Origin of the sequence: Kineococcus endophyticus (genome assembly GCF_040796495.1) — a bacterium.
Lineage (GTDB): Bacteria > Actinomycetota > Actinomycetes > Actinomycetales > Kineococcaceae > Kineococcus > Kineococcus endophyticus.
In genome coordinates this window covers 45,166-61,812 of the sequence record NZ_JBFNQN010000017.1, presented here as the reverse complement: position 1 = coordinate 61,812, position 16,647 = coordinate 45,166, and the positions used below count along the sequence as shown (strand labels likewise).

The 16,647-nt window shown below is 74.2% G+C and carries 15 protein-coding genes and 1 riboswitch; of the genes, 3 read left to right on the top strand and 12 right to left on the bottom strand.

The window, feature by feature from the left end:
- Positions 1-21: 21 nt before the first annotated feature.
- Positions 22-2,892 carry an aminomethyl-transferring glycine dehydrogenase gene (gcvP, locus tag AB1207_RS21650; protein WP_367640664.1) on the bottom strand — a complete coding sequence of 957 codons (2,871 nt, stop codon included), beginning with the start codon at positions 2,890-2,892 and terminating at the stop codon, positions 22-24.
- 79 nt (positions 2,893-2,971) lie between these two features.
- A riboswitch (glycine riboswitch) is annotated at positions 2,972-3,068 on the bottom strand.
- Between the two features lie 102 nt (positions 3,069-3,170).
- Between gcvP and AB1207_RS21645 the strand changes: the two genes are divergently transcribed.
- Complete coding sequence (locus AB1207_RS21645) at positions 3,171-3,953, top strand: ParA family protein (protein ID WP_367640663.1); 783 nt, start codon at positions 3,171-3,173, stop codon at positions 3,951-3,953.
- A gap of 121 nt (positions 3,954-4,074) precedes the next feature.
- On the top strand, positions 4,075-4,764 hold the full coding sequence (locus AB1207_RS21640) for an SMI1/KNR4 family protein (RefSeq protein WP_367640662.1): 690 nt from the start codon (positions 4,075-4,077) through the stop codon (positions 4,762-4,764).
- A gap of 188 nt (positions 4,765-4,952) precedes the next feature.
- Here the strand turns inward: AB1207_RS21640 and AB1207_RS21635 are convergent, their stop codons facing one another.
- The 9 genes from AB1207_RS21635 to clsA all read right to left on the bottom strand — a co-directional run bounded on the left by AB1207_RS21635 (position 4,953) and on the right by clsA (position 10,710).
- Positions 4,953-5,564: a MerR family transcriptional regulator gene (locus AB1207_RS21635; protein WP_367640660.1), complete on the bottom strand. Its 612-nt coding sequence runs from the start codon at positions 5,562-5,564 to the stop codon at positions 4,953-4,955.
- Positions 5,565-5,724: 160 nt separating this feature from the next.
- Complete coding sequence (locus AB1207_RS21630) at positions 5,725-6,204, bottom strand: bifunctional nuclease family protein (protein WP_367640659.1); 480 nt, start codon at positions 6,202-6,204, stop codon at positions 5,725-5,727.
- A gap of 70 nt (positions 6,205-6,274) precedes the next feature.
- Positions 6,275-6,958, bottom strand: coding sequence for a transcriptional regulator FtsR (gene ftsR / locus AB1207_RS21625; RefSeq protein WP_367640762.1), 684 nt, complete (start codon positions 6,956-6,958; stop codon positions 6,275-6,277).
- Positions 6,959-6,999: 41 nt separating this feature from the next.
- Positions 7,000-7,515: an FHA domain-containing protein gene (locus AB1207_RS21620; protein WP_367640657.1), complete on the bottom strand. Its 516-nt coding sequence runs from the start codon at positions 7,513-7,515 to the stop codon at positions 7,000-7,002.
- A 206-nt stretch (positions 7,516-7,721) separates the two neighbouring features.
- Positions 7,722-8,105 carry a glycine cleavage system protein GcvH gene (gcvH, locus tag AB1207_RS21615; RefSeq protein WP_367640656.1) on the bottom strand — a complete coding sequence of 128 codons (384 nt, stop codon included), beginning with the start codon at positions 8,103-8,105 and terminating at the stop codon, positions 7,722-7,724.
- A gap of 40 nt (positions 8,106-8,145) precedes the next feature.
- Positions 8,146-8,898, bottom strand: a complete 753-nt coding sequence (locus AB1207_RS21610) for a DUF881 domain-containing protein (protein WP_367640654.1) — start codon at positions 8,896-8,898, stop codon at positions 8,146-8,148.
- The gene (locus AB1207_RS21605) at positions 8,898-9,230 is read right to left on the bottom strand and encodes a small basic family protein (RefSeq protein WP_367640653.1); all 333 of its coding nucleotides are present in this window, start codon (positions 9,228-9,230) and stop codon (positions 8,898-8,900) included. The genes AB1207_RS21610 and AB1207_RS21605 overlap by 1 nt, the downstream gene beginning before the upstream one ends.
- A gap of 11 nt (positions 9,231-9,241) precedes the next feature.
- On the bottom strand, positions 9,242-10,129 hold the full coding sequence (locus AB1207_RS21600; protein ID WP_367640651.1) for a DUF881 domain-containing protein: 888 nt from the start codon (positions 10,127-10,129) through the stop codon (positions 9,242-9,244).
- Positions 10,126-10,710 (bottom strand): cardiolipin synthase ClsA, encoded by a 585-nt coding sequence (gene clsA, locus AB1207_RS21595; protein ID WP_367640650.1) that lies wholly within the window; start codon positions 10,708-10,710, stop codon positions 10,126-10,128. The genes AB1207_RS21600 and clsA overlap by 4 nt, the downstream gene beginning before the upstream one ends.
- Positions 10,711-10,861: 151 nt before the next feature.
- Here clsA and AB1207_RS21590 point away from each other — a divergent pair, with 151 nt between their 5' ends.
- Positions 10,862-11,617: an SDR family NAD(P)-dependent oxidoreductase gene (locus tag AB1207_RS21590; RefSeq protein ID WP_367640649.1), complete on the top strand. Its 756-nt coding sequence runs from the start codon at positions 10,862-10,864 to the stop codon at positions 11,615-11,617.
- Positions 11,618-11,902: 285 nt separating this feature from the next.
- Here AB1207_RS21590 and AB1207_RS21585 read toward each other — a convergent pair whose 3' ends face one another.
- Complete coding sequence (locus tag AB1207_RS21585) at positions 11,903-12,325, bottom strand: Hsp20/alpha crystallin family protein (RefSeq protein WP_367640648.1); 423 nt, start codon at positions 12,323-12,325, stop codon at positions 11,903-11,905.
- A 109-nt stretch (positions 12,326-12,434) separates the two neighbouring features.
- Positions 12,435-16,634, bottom strand: coding sequence for an ATP-dependent RNA helicase HrpA (gene hrpA / locus AB1207_RS21580; RefSeq protein ID WP_367640647.1), 4,200 nt, complete (start codon positions 16,632-16,634; stop codon positions 12,435-12,437).
- Positions 16,635-16,647: the final 13 nt, after the last annotated feature.

Sequence of the window (16,647 nt, the reverse complement as noted above, 5' to 3'; positions counted from 1 at the left end):
GACGGTGATCCTACGCACCCGTCAGTACTCCGACAGCGGCGGGCACGAGCAGACGAGGTTCCGGTCCCCCGCCGCGCCGTCGATGCGACGCACCGGCGGCCAGTACTTCGTGCGCGGGTCCATCCCCGCCGGGTAGACCGCCTCGGCGCGCGTGTACGGGTGGTCCCACTCGCCGACGAGGGACGCCGCCGTGTGCGGGGCGTGCCGCAGCGGGGAGTCCTCCACGGCCCAGCGCCCGTCGGCGATCTCCTGCACCTCGGCGGCGATGGCGAGCATCGCGTCGCAGAACCGGTCGAGTTCGGCGAGGTCCTCGCTCTCGGTCGGTTCGACCATGAGCGTGCCCACGACGGGGAACGACATCGTCGGGGCGTGGAACCCGTGGTCGATGAGCCGCTTCGCGACGTCGTCGACCGTGACGCCCGTGGCCTTCGTCATGGGCCGCAGGTCGAGGATGCACTCGTGGGCGACGAGCCCGCCCGGCCCGCGGTAGAGGACCGGGAACGCGGCGGACAGCCGGGCCGCGACGTAGTTCGCCGACAGCACCGCCTGGACGGTGGCCGCGCGCAGGCCGTCCGGGCCCATGAGCCGCAGGTACGCCCACGGGATCGGCAGGATCCCCGCGGAACCGAACGGCGCGGCCGAGACCATGCCGACACCGCCCGCGTCCGGTGCGGTCGAGGGCAGGAACGGCGCGAGGTGGGAACGCACCGCGACGGGCCCGACGCCCGGGCCGCCACCGCCGTGGGGGATGCAGAACGTCTTGTGCAGGTTCAGGTGCGAGACGTCGGCGCCGAACTTCCCGGGCCGGGCGAGGCCGACGAGGGCGTTGAGGTTCGCGCCGTCGACGTACACCTGGCCGCCGGCGTCGTGGACGAGGCCGCAGACTTCGCGGATGGACTCCTCGTAGACCCCGTGGGTGGACGGGTAGGTGACCATGAGCGCGGCGAGGTCTCCGGCGTGCTGGGAGACCTTGGCGCGCAGGTCGTCGAGGTCGACGTTGCCGGCCTCGTCGCACGCGACGACGACGACCTTCAGCCCGGCCATGACGGCGCTGGCGGCGTTCGTGCCGTGCGCGGAACTGGGGATGAGGCAGATCGTGCGCTCGCCCTGCCCCTGCGCCACGTGGTAGGCGCGGATCGCGAGGAGACCGGCGAACTCCCCCTGCGAACCGGCGTTGGGCTGCAACGAGACGGCGTCGTACCCGGTGACCTCGGCGAGCCACCGCTCGAGGTCGGCGACGAGTTCGGCGGTGCCCGCGAGCTGGTCGGCCGGGGCGTAGGGGTGCAGGTCGGCGAACTCCGGCCAGGAGATGGGTTCGAGCTCGGTCGTCGCGTTGAGCTTCATCGTGCACGAGCCCAGCGGGATCGCCCCGCGGTCCAGGGCGTAGTCGGCGTCGGACAGCCGGCTGAGGTAGCGCAGCATCGCCGTCTCGGACCGGTGCTGGGAGAACACCGGGTGGGTGAGGAACTCCGACGTGCGGCGCAGGGACTCGGGCAGGGCGGGTTCGGCGGCCACCTCGGAGGGGTCCAGGCCGAACCCGCGCAGGGCGGCCGCCACGTGCGCGTCCGACGTCGTCTCGTCGACGGTCATCCCGACGTGGTCGGCGTCGACGCGGCGCAGGTTCACGCCCGCCGCCAGGGCGGCGGCCACCACCTCGTCCGCGCGACCGGGCACCCGGGCCAGGACGGTGTCGAAGAACTCGTCGTGCACGACCTCGACGCCACCCTCGCGCAACTGCTGCGCGAGCGCGGACGCGCGGCGGGCCACCTGCAGCCCGATGGCACGCAGACCCTCGGGGCCGTGCCAGACGGCGTAGCAGCCGGCCATGACGGCCAGGAGCACCTGCGCGGTGCAGATGTTGGACGTCGCCTTGTCGCGGCGGATGTGCTGCTCGCGGGTCTGCAGGGCCAGGCGGTAGGCCTTGTTCCCGTCCGCGTCCACCGAGACGCCCACGAGCCGGCCCGGCAGCGAGCGCTCCAGGCCCTTGCGCACGGCCATGTACGCGGCGTGCGGACCGCCGGCGCCCATCGGGACGCCGAACCGCTGGCTGGACCCGACGGCCACGTCGACGCCGAACTCGGCCGGCGGGACGAGGACGGTGAGGGCGAGCAGGTCGGCCGCGGCGACGGTGACGGCGCCCTTGGCCTTCGCGTCGGCGACGACGGCCGCCAGGTCGCGCACCCGGCCCGACGTCCCCGGGTACTGCACGAGCAGCCCGAAGACGTCCCCCACCCCGGCGAGCGGGTCGGGGGCGTCGAGGTCGACGACGGCCAGCTCGAGCCCGAGCGGGACGGCGCGCGTGCGCAGGACCGCGAGGGTCTGCGGCAGCACGTCGGCGTCGACCGCGAAGACCGCGCCCCGGGGTGCCTTGGACGTGCGCCGCGCCAGCGTCATGGCCTCGGCGGCGGCGGTGCCCTCGTCCAGGAGCGAGGCGTTCGCGATGTCGAGGCCCGTGAGGTCGGTGACCGCGGTCTGGAAGTTCAGCAGGGCCTCCAGCCGGCCCTGGGAGATCTCCGGCTGGTACGGCGTGTAGGCGGTGTACCAGGCCGGGTCCTCGAGGACGTTGCGCCTCACCACGGCCGGCGTGCGGGTGCCGTGGTACCCCAGGCCGATGAGGGAGGGGACGACGCGGTTGCGGCCGGCGAGGGCGCGCAGCGCGGCCGTCACCGACGTCTCGTCGAGGGCCTCGGGCAGGTCCAGGACGCCGTCGCGGATGCCCGCGGGGACGGCGCGGCCGACGAGCTCGTCGAGGGAGGACAGCCCGACCACGTCGAGCATGCGGGCCACGGCGACGGCGTCGGGGCCGATGTGCCGGGCACTGAACGGCAGGGCGGCGGGTTCGGGCGTGAACGGGGGCAGTTCGCGGTCGACGGGCACGGACGGCGAGGTCATGGACGCTCCGGAGGTCTGGCGTTGCGCGGACGGACCTCCCCGTCTGTCACACGCCGCGGACGGCACGTTCCAGAGCGGCCTGCCCCACGTGGTCCTTCCGCCTGAGAGGTTCCGGGGATGTTGCCCCTTCGGCGCCCCGGCCCGGATCGGGTCGGAGTCTCTCCCACACGGGGTGAACGGCCGCCGTCAGTCTACGGGGTCGCGCGCCGAGGTCCCCGTCGGCGGGCACGCGGGGCGTCGAGCCGGGTCCGTGGGCCCGACGGCGCTAGGTTGTGCGCGTGATCACCCTCGCCGTCTGCAGTGCCAAGGGCGGTGTCGGCAAGACCTCCGTCGTGCTGGGTCTCGCGTCGGCCGCCCTGGCCCGCGGCACCAGCACCCTGGTGGTGGACCTGGACCCGCAGGCCGACGCGACGTCGGGGCTGGACGTGACGGCCCAGCGCGCGCACGACGTCGCCGCCGTCCTGACCTCCCCCAAGCGGCGCGTCGCCGAGGACGCCGTCGCGCCGAGCGGCTGGGTCGACGACCACCCCGGGCTGCTCGACGTCGTCAGCGGGTCCGCCGACTCGGCCCGGCGCGACACCCCCGACGCCGACGAGGAGGAGCTCAAGGCGCTGCGCCGCGCACTGCGCAAGCTGGACGACCACGACCTGGCCATCCTCGACACACCCCCCTCCCTCAACGGCCTGACCCGCTCGGCGTGGCGCGCCGCGGACGCGGTGCTCGTCGTCTCGGACGCCAGCCGGTTCTCGGTCGCCGCCGTCGACCGGACGCTGCGCGAGGTGCGGTCGTTGCGGTCCGGCCCGAGCGTCGTGGGCATCGTCGTCAACCGGTTCACGCAGCGGTCCGGCGAACAGCGGTTCCGGTTCGAGGAACTGCGCGGCCTGTTCGGTGACCTGGTCCTCGACCCGCTGCCCGACCGGGTGTCCGTCCCGCAGTCCCAGGGCGCCGGGGTCCCCCTGCACGCGCTGAAGACGCGGACGGCGAGAACGCTTGCGGCTCAGTTCGACTCGCTGCTCGACCGGGTCCTGGAGACGGCGAGGGGAACCGCAGGGAGTTTCTAGACGTCACAACGTGCAGGAAGGTTGCGCTGCGCCTACCGTCAATCGACGGGTCGTGCGCACAATGGTCCTGTTGGTGCCGCCCCCGCTCTCCCCGCGCCCGCCGCGGGTCCAAGGAGGTCTCGTGACGTCGTCCAACATCCCCCTCACCGGGTCCCCGCGCGCTGAAGCCCCCGCGCGCGTCGTCCGCCCCGCGCGGGCCGCCGCACCGCCGACGACCGGCCGTCGCGCCCTCCCGGTCGACCCCGAGGCCGACCGCATCAGCGCTCTGGTGCAACGCCTCCGCTCGCACTGGACGCGCTCGGGCGCCGACATCGCCACGCGGCTGCGCCCGGGCGTGGACGACGCCCAGCTCGACGCGGTCGAGCGCCAGATGGGCCTGCTCATCCCCCGCGCCGCCCGGGCGTGGTGGCGGGCCGTCGACGGGGTCGACCCGGTGCGGACGACGTTCCGGACCAGCTCCCCCACCGTCGGCCCCGGCGGCTGGGTGCCGCTGCGCCTGGAGGAGGCCGTCGCCCGCGCGACCGGTCAGGGTCCGGGCCTGGCGGCACCACCCGCCCTGCTGCCGGTGTTCGCCCGCGACGAGGAGCTCATCGCGGTGCGTCTCGGATCCAGCCGGGCCGTGGTGGAGCAACTCGTCCTCGCCGAGGACGGCGAGGGCTACCAGCACTCCTGGCGCGTCGGTCTCGACGAGCTGCTGAGCACGTGGGCGGACTCGCTGCTGGCCGCCGTCATCTGGCTGCCGGACGCCCACGACTGGGTGACCGACCCCTTCGCCCTGCAGGCGATGCCGCGCGCCGAGCTGCTGGACTGAGCCGAACTGCTGGACTGAGGAGTCGGGGGCTTCCGGGGAAGCCTCCGACCTCGACCGTGCGTGACGGCGCCGCCGGCGGGGATGAGCTCGTCGACGCTACGGGCCGGACCTAGCGACCCTCTGCGTCGACGATCCACCACCCGGCCAGGCGCGGGGTGACGCAGGGTGAGGTCGGGGTGGGGCGGAGGTCAGCCGGCTTCTCGGGCGGCGCGCCGGCGGGACAGCTCGTCGGCCAGCACGACCGCGGGGTCGGCGGGGGCTTCGGCCTGCTCGCGGTCGGTGGGGCGCTCGCTCGGCAGCGAGGCCAGCTCACCCTCCACCTCCCGCCACACCCGGCCGACGGCGATGCCGAACACTCCCTGACCGCCCTGCACGAGGTCGATGACCTCGTCGGCGGACGTGCACTCGTAGACGCTGGCCCCGTCGGACATGAGCGTGATCTGCGCGAGGTCGTCGACACCGCGCTCGCGCAGGTGCGTGACGGCGGTGCGGATCTGGTGAAGCGAGACGCCGGTGTCCAGGAGCCGCTTCACGACCTTCAGGACGAGGATGTCGCGGAACCCGTACAGGCGCTGGGACCCGGAGCCGGAGGCCCCGCGGACGCTGGGTTCGACGAGCCCGGTGCGGGCCCAGTAGTCGAGCTGGCGGTACGTGATGCCGGCGGCCTTGCAGGCCGTCTGACCGCGGTACCCGACCTCCTCGTCGAGGTCCGGGAGGTCCTCGGCGAAGAGCAGACCCTGTGCACGCACGGGTCGGGACACCTTCCGCGACGACCCCGCGACTGCGTCGCCACTGCTCACGCCGGCCTCCTCGTCATCGCCACCCGACGAGGATTCGTCCGGGAGCGTCCTGCACACCGACCGTAGAAGAGCACCCTCGGAGCGTCAACGAGGCGCGCGGCGTGGCGCGACCCGTGACCCTTCTGTGACCCGCCCGGCCCCCGACCCGGCGGGGGGACCGTCAGCGCTCCCCCGAGCCGGACTCGAAGTCCTCGGGGGTGATGTGGTCGAGGAACTCGCGGAACTTCTCCACCTCGTCCTCGTCCTCGTCGGGGACGGGAACGCCCCCCGAGTCCAGCACGCCCTCGGCCCCCACGATGGCGCAGCCCACCCGCAGCGCCAGGGCGATGGCGTCGGAGGTGCGCGAGCTGACCGTCAGACCGCCGTCGAAGGCCAGCTCGGCGTAGTACACGTTGTCCTTGACCGCGACGATCCGGACCTCCTCGACCCGACGGCCGACGGCCTCGATGACGTCCTTGAGCAGGTCGTGCGTCAGCGGCCGCGGCGGGACGACGCCCTGCTGGGCGAAGGCGATCGCGCTGGCCTCGGGCGCTCCGATCCAGATCGGCAGGTAGCGGTCCCCGTCGCGTTCCCGCAGCAGGACGATGGGGTTGTTGGAGGGCATCTCGACCCTGACACCGACGACATCGAGTGCTCGCACCCGTTCACCGTACCCCTCGCCGGAGTCCGGCACCCCGCCGGAACCGGCGCGCGGACGACGTGCCGCCGGGTCAGCGGACGGTGCGTCCGAGGGCACCCGCGACGAGGGCCGTGTGCAGCCGCAGACCGGCGGCGGCGATCTCCCGCGCGACCTGGTCGCGCTGGCCCGTCCGCTGCAGGGGCGCGGCGACCTGGTCGGCCAGCGCGACCTCGCGGTCGGCGGCCGTCCGGAACATCCGCAGGTGCCGGGCCTCGATGCCGTGGGCCGCGAGGGCGGCCGCCGCGCGCAGCACCTCGAGGGCCTCGCCGTCGTACCAGGGGCCGCCGGGGGCCGGCGACAGCACGCCGTACCCCTCGAGGGCGTCGAGCAGGTCGGCCTCCACCCCGGACTCGCGCAGCAGCTCGCCGCGGGTCAGCCGCAGTCCGGCGGCGTGGCCGTCGAAGCGCTCGACACCCGCCGTCACCGGGGGTTCGGTGCCGGGGACCCGTGGCGCCGCGTCCACCGGGTCCGGCACCTGCAGGCCGCGGTCCATCGCCTCGAGGTGCTCGCGGATGACCCTGAGCGGGAGGTAGTGGTCGCGCTGGGCGGACAGGACGTACCGCAGCCGGTCGACGTCGTCGGAGGAGAACTTCCGGTAGCCCGACGGCGTGCGCCCCGGCTCGACGAGCCCCTGCTCCTCGAGGAAGCGGATCTTGGAGATGGTGATGTCGGAGAACTCCGGCGACAGGATCGCCATGACCTCCCCGATGGTCATCCGGGGCCGGCTCGGGTCGAGCGCCCGGGCTCCGGCTGCGCTCACTGCCCCACCCGCGGGCTCGGGTGGTACTCGAGCCGGTACTTGCCGATCTGGACCTCGTCGCCCGCGGCGAGCAGGACGTCGTCGATGCGTTCGCGGTTGACGTACGTGCCGTTGAGGCTGCCGACGTCGCGGACGCGGAAGCCCGGGCCCGTCACCGGGTCCGGCGCGCGGAGGAACTCGGCGTGCTTGCGCGAGACGGTGACGTCGTCGAGGAAGATGTCGCTCGTCTGGTGCCGGCCGGCGGACGTGCGCTCGGCGTCGAGGAGGAAGCGCGAACCCGCGTTCGGCCCGCGGCGGACGACGAGGAGCGCCGACCCCGCGGGGAGGGCGTCGATGGCTTCGGTGTCGTCGGCCGTCAGCCCGCGGTCGGCGCTCTCGTGCACCTCGGGGACCGCGAGCCCGGCGAAGGACATCGTGGAGTCGACGGGTCGCTCCTGGCCCGGACGTCCGGGGGGCGTGCCCTCCTCCGAACCCGTCGGCCCGTTGGTCGGCTCAGAGCCCGGCGCGGACATCGACACCACCTCTCGCTGGCAGAGCACGTGAGCGCCGGCGGGAGGCGGGCGGTCACGTTCGGATCAACAGGGGCAACAGTAGCGGGACCGACCCCGCAGGTCAGCCCGCGTGTCGGCGTGTACCGGCCCACACCGGCCCACACCGGCCCACACCGGCCCACACCGGCCCACACCGGCCCACACCGGCCCACAACGGCGCAGTCGGGTCAGCCGGCGTGCGCGGTGTACGCCTCGGCGTCCAGCAGCGCCTCGACCTCGGACGGGTCGCTGGGGGTGATGGTGAACATCCAGCCCTCGCCGTAGGGGTCGACGTTCACGAGGTCCGGGCGCGTCTCCAGCCCGGGGTTGTGGCCCGAGACCGTGCCGGAGACCGGCGCGGTGATCTCGCTGACGCTCTTGGTCGACTCGACCTCGCCGATCGCGCCGCCGGCGCTCACCTGCTCGCCCTCGGCCGGCAGGGAGACGTAGACGACGTCGCCGAGCTGGTCCTGGGCGTGGTCGGTGATCCCGACGCGGACGGAGCCGTCGGCCTCCACGCGCACCCACTCGTGCTCGCTGGTGTAGCGCAGGTCGGCGGGGACGTTCGACATGGGGCGCAGGACTCCTCACGGGGCGGGGTGCGTCCGCGGTTCACTGCTGCGGCGACGCCGGGCGAGCGTACTGAGGCGCCGAGACGGCGTGCAAGGCGGTCAGCGACACGCCGTCGTCGCCGGGTCGCTGCTGCACGTCGAGGTCGGCGCCGGCCGAGCGCAGCGTCTCCCGGACACCCCCCGGGATGTCCAGGGCGGTGGCCAGCGTGGACGGGTCGCCGATGACCGTCACGACGTAGGGCGAGCGTTCCAGGCGGCCGTCGACGAGGACGCCGCCGGAGCCGTCGGCGAACGCCGTCTGGGCCACCACCCGCGTCTGCCCGACCTGGATCCCCTCGGCCCCGGAGTCGCGCAGTTCCTGCACGAGCTGGATGAGGTTCGTCGACCGCAGCGCCGCGCCGGGATCGGTGATGGTCGCCACGATCCCCGGCCCGTGCGCGGGCAGCGTGCCGGCGAGCAGGCCGTACTCCTGCGCGCGGGCGGCGGCGGCCTGCTCGGCGGCGGCGGCGCGGTCGGAGCCCTCCGTGAGCTCGCGCCGGGTGGCCTCGAGGTCCTGGACCTCCCCCGCGAGGCGGTCACCGCGTTCGGTCGTGTCGTCGAGGATGCGGACGAGGTCGGTCTCACGCAGGTCGGCCAGGCCCGAGGTGTCGGTCTGCCGGACCTGGACGACGACTCCGAAACCCAGTGCGGCGCACAGCACGCCGGCCAGCACCTGCCCTCGCGTCGCCCGCGGGGAGGCGGCGCGCCACAGCCGGCGCCAGGGGCCGGGACGGGGGTCCGTGACCGCAGCCATCAGGCGTTGAAGAGGTGCCGGCGGATGGCGGCCACGTTGGAGAAGATCCGGACCCCGAGGACGACGACGACGCCGGTGGACAGCTGCGAGCCGACGCCGAGCTGGTCGCCGAGGTAGACGATGAGCGCGGCGACGACCGCGTTGGACAGGAACGAGACGACGAAGACCTTGTCGTCGAAGATGCCGTCGAGGACCGCGCGCAGACCGCCGAAGACGGCGTCGAGGGCGGCGACGACCGCGATCGGCAGGTAGGGCTGCAGGACGACGGGCACCTCGGGGCGCAGGAGCACCCCGACGACGACGCCCACGACGAGTCCGACGGCTGCGATCACGTGGCCGAACCCTACTGGCCCGCCGCGGCGGGCCGGGCGAAGCGCAGGTCCAGCCGCGCGGCGGGCAGCTCGAGCGCGTCGGCCGTGGAGACCTGCGTGCGGATGCCGTAGTTGTCGCGCAGGACCTGCAGGTAGCGGCCGGCGACCGAGGTCGCGAACGCCGTCTGCATCGCGGTCGGGTCCCCGACGGCGGAGACGGTGTACGGCGGGGTGAGGGGCCGGTAGTCCACGAGCACCGCCTCCCCCGCCGCCCGGATGGACGACAGGGCCCCGAGGCGCTGGCCGTTGATCGCGACGGCCTCGGCACCGCAGGCCCACAACCCGTTGACGACGAGCTGGACGTCCCGGTCGACGACGCGGCCCGACGTCGCCGCCGCCCCCGTGCCGCCGTCCGGGGTCGCGGCGTCGTCGAGGACGACCGTGAGCCCCGGCCCGGTGACGGGGGTCGCGGCGGCGGCGACCTGCAGCCCGGAGGCCGCGGCGTCGGCGGAGGCGACAGGGGCTCCGCCGAGGGATGCCGCGAGGGCTGCGTTGCCGGCCTGGAGCGCACTGGCGCGGGCGGCGAGGTCGTCGGCGCGGGCGGTGCCGTCCTCGATGCGCTCGGCCAGCTGGGTGCGCCCGCGGTCGGCGGCCGGTTCGGCGGCCGCGGCGCGCAGCCCGGCCGCGGCCAGGAGCACCCCGACCGCGAGGAGCGCGACGACGGTCGCGGTCCGGGCCGAGCGGGTGGGCGGACGGCCGGTCTCGGCCCGGCGCCGCGCGGCGGCCGCGTACCCGGGGTCCAGCGGACGCTCCATGACCTCGGTGAGCAGCCGCGTGCTGGCAGCGGGGTCGCGGTGCGGGTCGACGGGACGCTGCGGCGGGTGCAGCAGCAGCTTCCCCACGGAACGCAGCGAGGTCACCGGCGCTCGGCCCGCCACAGCTGGGCGACCTGCTGGACGTAGAGGATCCCCGCCCACCAGTACAACCCGGTCCCCCACAGGGCGAACGCCCACCCGAGGGCACCGGCGGGCAGGGCCAGGGTCGTGGAGACCTGCCCGAGCAGCAGGAGGGGGAAGGCGTAGAGGAGGCAGAACGTGCCGGCCTTGCCCAGGAAGTGCACCGGCAGAGCGCTGTGACCGAGCCGGGCCAGGACCGGCAGGGTCGCCACCATCGTGAGGTCGCGGGCGACGAGGACGACGACCAGCCACCACGGGACCAGCCCGCGGTACCCCAGGCCCAGCAGGGTCGTGAGGATGTAGAGGCGGTCGGCGAACGGGTCCAGCACCTGGCCGAGGCGGGTGACCTGGTTCCAGCGGCGCGCGAGGTGGCCGTCGAGGTAGTCGCTCGCGCCGCTGACGGCGAGCACGAGCAGTGCCCAGCCGTCCTGCCGCTGGACGATGAGGACCGCGAAGACGGGCACGAGCAGGAGCCGCAGGAAGCTCAGCGCGTTGGGGATCGTCACGACGCGGTTGCTGACGACCTGACCCTGCGCCGTCGCCACGCTCGACCCCGCCCCTCGATCCGCCACTGCTCCCGCTCCCCGCACGGGGACCTGCAGCCTACGGCCCACCGGCCGGCGATCGGTTCGACCGGCGTATCGTCGGAGCGTTTCCCGACACATGTCGGGGATCAGGAACCCGAAGGAGAACCCCGTGCCCACCTACGACCTCGCCGACCGCTCCGCCCTCGTGACGGGAGCCGGGTCCGGCATCGGCCGCGCCGTCGCCCTCGAACTGGCCCGCAGCGGCGCCGCCGTCCTCGTCGCGGACCTGTCCGGCGAGGCCGCCCGACGCGTCGCCGAGGAGATCACCGCGGCAGGCGGCACCGCGGACGCCGTCGCCGCCGACGTCGCCGACCCCGGCGTGCACGCCGGTCTCGTCGAGGCGGCCGGCCGGATGGCGCCCTTCAAGGTGGCCGTCAACAACGCGGGCATCGGCGGGGAGGCCAAGCCCGTCGGCGAGTACTCCACCGAGTCCTGGCTGCGCGTCATCGACGTGAACCTCAACGCGGTCTTCCACGGTCTGCGCGCGCAGATCCCCGCGATGGTCGCCGCCGGTGGCGGGTCCGTCGTCACCATGGCCTCGGTCCTCGGCAGCGTCGGCATCGCCGGGTCGTCGGCCTACGTCGCCTCCAAGCACGCCGTCGTCGGGCTCACGAAGGCGGCGGCGATGGAGTACTCCGCCCAGGGCGTCCGCGTGAACGCCGTCGGTCCGGGGTTCATCCGGACGCCGCTGCTCGACGCCAACCTCGACACCGCGGCCGCCGACGCCCTCGCCGCCCAGCACGCGACCGGGCGGCTCGGGACGGCGGAGGAGGTCGCCGCGCTGACCGCGTTCCTCGCCAGCGACGCGGCCTCGTTCATCACGGGCTCCTACCACCTCGTCGACGGCGGGTACTCGGCGCACTGAGGCGCGCCGAGCACCGAGCGCCGCCACGGGTCGGGGGCGAGCGCTCCCGGCCGGTGGGTCGGCGGACCACCGGCCGCCTCCGCTCCCGCAGGACGCGGAGACGGGAGGGGACGGGGCTGGTCCCGTCCCCGGCGGGGCAGCGGGTCACCGTGCCGGTCCTCGGCTCGAGCCGGGCCACGACGGACCAGAACTCCGCGTCCCAGTCCCGCGTCGCGTCCGGGTCCTCGTCCGGGGCGTCGTCCGGGACCTGCGCGGTGACCGCTGCGAGCACGACCGCCGCCACGGTCAGGCCCCGATCGCCTGCTGCCGGTCCTCGGCGGTCCGCACCGCGATCCGGCGCGGTTTCGCCTTCTCCGCCACCGGGACCCGCAGCGTCAGCACACCGCCGGCGTAGTTCGCGGAGATGTGCTCGGTGTCGAGGTTGTCGCCGAGGATGAGCTGGCGGCTGAACACCCCGCGGGGGCGTTCGGCGGCGATCATCTCCTCGGTGCCCTCGGTCACCGGACGGTGCGCCCGCACCGTGAGGACGTTGCGCTCGACGTCGAGCTCGACGGTCGAGGGGTCGACCCCGGGGAGGTCGAACTCCACCACGAACTCGTCGCCCGAGCGCCAGGCGTCCATCGCCATGACGGCCGGCCGGGCCGACGTCCCGAGGACCTGCTGCGTGAGCCGGTCGAGCTCGCGGAAGGGATCAGTGCGCATCAACATGGCCACCACCTCCAGTGCGAGAGAAGGAGATGCGCTACCAACCGGGAACCGGGCCGGGCCGGTTCCCACGACACTGATGTAGCACTCCCGGAACGGGAGTGCAAGAGGTCTAACCGAACTCCGCGAGGGCCTTCAGGACACGTTCGTCGCTCACCGGGTGGGCCGTCGGGACCCCCTGCGCGAACTTCTGCAGGCGCAGTTCCTCCAGCGTCCAGCGCACGCGGGCGAGGTCGGGCGGGACCTGTCCCCCGGCCCGTCCCTGCGCCCGTCGGACGGCGGCGCGCCACGCGTCGCGGACGCGGGTGAACTCCGCCATCCGCACCCGGTCGCGCTGGGGGTTGTCCGGCATGGTCGCGAGCCGCCGGTCGATGCCCTGCAGGTAGCGCAGCAGGTCCGGCAGGCGGTCGACGCCGGTCTCGGCGACGAAGCCCGCGTGGACGAGCCCGGTGAACTGCTCGCGCACGTCCGCCAGCGACGGCACGAGGGCCAGGCTGCTCGTCCGCGAGATGTTCCGCTCCACGGCGGCCGCCGTCCGCAGCACCCGCAGGGTCCGGTCCACGGTCGTCGCGGTGAGCTCGGTGAACCGGGGGCGGGCGGTCGCGACGAGCGCGTCGAAGGCCTCCCGGGTGCGGACGTCCGCCCCGTGCGCCTCCTTCAGCAGCTGCGCCGCGGCGGCGTGGGCGGCGTCGGCCACCACGGCGGTCGCGTTCCCGTGCGGGGCCCGGGCCAGCAGCAGCTTGGCGTCGTTGGCCAGACCGTCCTGCACGGCCCGCGCCGGCGACGGCAGGGCCAGCAGCAGCAACCGCAGCACCCCGTCGCGGTGGGCGGTGCGCGCCGCGGCCTCGGTGGGGAACGTGCGCAACCCGACGGTCTCCCCCTCGTCGACGAGCGCGGGGAAGGACGTGACGTCGGTGCCGCGGACGACGCTCGTGTGCGTCGAGGGCACGGGGTCGGGCAGGTCGTCCCAGGAGGTCGCGCCGGTGCGCTGGACGTCGTCGGCGGCCGCGGTGAGCGTCTCCTCCACCGTCTCCTCCAGCTGCGCGCGCAGCCGGGGGAAGTCCTTGCCCTGCGCGATGACCGACCCGTCGGCGCCCCGGACCCGGAACGTGGGCCGCAGGTGCGCGGGGACCTTGGACCAGTCGACGTCCTGCTCGTAGATCTCCGTGCCGTCACCGAGGACCGGCAGCTCGCGCTCGAACGCCGCCCAGAACTCCTCCCGACGGGGTTCGACCCGCTCCAGGAACCGCGCGGCCTTGTCCGGCGCCGGGGCGAGGTTCTTGCGCAGCTCCTTGGGCAGCGAACGGACCATCGCCGTGACGAGGTCGTGCCGGAACCCCGGCACCTGCCACAGCAGGTCGCGGTCGTCGAAGCGGTTGACGACCTCGACGGGCACCTCGACGGTCAGCCCGTCGGCCGCCGAGCCCGGGTCGAAGACGTACTCCAGCAGCAGGTCCAGGTCGCCCTGCCGCCAGGTGCGCGGGAACTGCTCCTCGCTCACCGCGTCGTCCTCGGTGACGAGCATCGCCGGGTCGAACGTCAGCAGGTCGGGGTCCTCGCGCCGCGCCTGCTTCCACCAGGCGTCGAAGTGGCGGCCGGAGACGACGTCGGCGGGGACCCGCGCGTCGTAGAAGGCGAACAGGACCTCGTCGTCGACGACGATGTCGCGCCGCCGCGCGCGGTGCTCCAGTTCCTCGGCCTCGGCGAGGAGTTCGCGGTTGCGGTGGAAGAACGCGTGCCGCGTCTCGAAGTCGCCCTCGACGAGGGCGTTCCGGAGGAACAGGTCCCTCGACAGTTCCGGGTCGATGCCGCCGTAGGCGACGGTGCGGCCAGCGACGACCGGGACCCCGTACAGCGTCACGCGTTCGGTGGCGACGACGGCGGCGCGCTTGCGGGACCACCGCGGTTCGGAGTACGTCCGCTTGACGACGTGCTCGGCCAGCGGCTCGATCCAGCGCGGGTCGATGCCGCCCACGACGCGCGCCCACAACCGGGACGTCTCCACGAGTTCGGCGGCCACGACCCAGTCGGGGTTCTTGCGCCCCAGCGCCGACCCCGGCGACACCGCGAACTTCGCCCCGCGCGCCCCGAGGTACTCGACCTGCGGGCGTCGTTGCTCACGCCGTCCACCCCGGTCCCCGGCCCCGGACTTCTCCTCGCGGAGGTCCTTGAGCCCGATGTTGCCGAGCAGACCCGCGAGCAGGGACCGGTGCACGGCGTCGGCGTCGTACCCGGGGTCGGGGAACACCTGCCCCTCGGCGAGCTCGGCCGGTTCCGGCCGGTCCACCTCGAACTGCAGGTCCCGCACGACGCGCCGCAGCTGGGAGAACGTGTCCTGCCACTCCCGGATCCGCAGGAAGTGCAGCATCTCGGACTTCACCCGGCGGCGGAAAGCCGAGCTCGACAGGTCGGCCTGCAGGTGCTGCAGGTAGGACCACAGGTTGAGGTACGTCAGGAAGTCGGACGTCTCGTCGCGGAACCGCGCGTGCAGCTGCGCGGCCCGGTCCCGCTGCTCCAGCGGCCGTTCCCGCGGGTCCTGCACCGACAGGGCCGCGACGACGACGAGGACGTCGCGCAGGCAGCCGTTGCGCTGGCCCTCGAGCACCATCCGGCCCAGCCGCGGGTCGATGGGCAGCCGGGCGAGGTCGCGGCCGGTCCGGGTCAGCCGGGGAACTCCGCGGTCGGTGGGCCGGGGGGTCTCCAGCGCCCCGAGCTCGGCCAGCAGCGCCAGGCCGTCGGCGACCGCGCGCGCCTCAGGGGGTTCGACGAAGGGGAACCGCGCGATGTCGCCCAGCCCGAGCGACGTCATCTGCAGGATGACGGCGGCCAGGTTGGTGCGCAAGATCTCGGGGTCGGTGAACTCCGGGCGGGACTCGTAGTCCGCCTGGGAGTACAACCGGATGCAGATCCCGTCCGCGACGCGCCCGCAGCGGCCGGCCCGCTGGTTCGCCGAGGCCTGCGAGATGCGTTCCACCGGAAGGCGTTGCACCTTCGTCCGGTGGCTGTACCGGGAGATGCGGGCGGTTCCGGCGTCCACGACGTAGCGGATGCCCGGGACCGTCAGGGACGTCTCGGCCACGTTGGTGGCCAGGACGATGCGCCGGTTCCCCGACGTGCGGAACACCCGGTGCTGCTCCTCGGCCGACAGGCGCGCGAACAGCGGCAGGATCTCGGTCCCCCGCAGTTCCCGGGTCTTCACGAGGTCGGCGAGGGCGTCGGCGGTGTCGCGGATCTCCCGTTCCCCCGGCAGGAACACCAGGACGTCCCCGGGCCCTTCGGCCGCGAGTTCGCGGACGGCGTCGAGGATGCCCTCGGTCTGGTCGCGGTCGTCCCCGACGAGGGCGGTCAGGTCGTCGCGGTCGTCGAGGGAGTCCCCGTCCTCCCCGTCGGCCAGGTCGCCGAGGAGTTCCTCGGCCAGTTCCGCGGCCAGCAGCGGGCGGTACCGCACCTCGACGGGGTACGTGCGCCCCGAGACCTCCAGGACGGGCGCCCCGCCGAAGTGCCGGGAGAACCGCTGCGGGTCGATGGTCGCGGAGGTGATGACGAGCTTGAGGTCGGGCCGGCGCGGCAGCAGCTGGGCGAGGTACCCCAGGAGGAAGTCGATCGTGAGGCTGCGTTCGTGCGCCTCGTCGACGATGAGCGTGTCGTACTGCAGGAGTTCGGGGTCGCGCTGGATCTCGGCCAGCAGGATCCCGTCGGTCATGACCTTGACGAGGCTGTCCTCACCGACGGTGTCGGTGAACCGCACGGCGTACCCGACGGTGCCGCCGAGCTCGGTGTGCAGCTCCTCCGCGACGCGTTCGGCGACGGCGCGGGCCGCGATGCGCCGCGGCTGGGTGTGCCCGATGCGGCCGCGGACGCCCCGGCCGACCTCGAGGGCGATCTTCGGCAGCTGGGTGGTCTTGCCCGACCCGGTCTCCCCCGCGACGACGATGACCTGGTGCTCGGCCAGGGCGCGGGCGATGTCGTCCTTTGCCTGGCTGACGGGGAGCTGTTCGGGGTACTCCAGGGCCGGGACGGACGCGGCCCGGCGTGCGGTGCGTGCCTCGGCCGCCGCGGTCAGCGTCTCGAGCTGGTCGAGGTCGGCGGCGAAGGCGTCCGCGGGCCGGCGGGCCAGGGCGGCGAGCCGTCGCCGCAGGCGGTCCTCGTCGCGCAGCGAGACACCGCTCAGCCGCTCGGCCAGGGCCCGCGCGCGCGGGTCGTCGGGCAGGGCCCGGGCCTCAGGGCCCGGACGGCCACCGGGGCGACCGGAACGTCCCCGGGACGAGGAGGAGCGGGAGGAGCTGCGGGAACGCTGCGGGGTGCGCGACATGACCCGCCGAGTC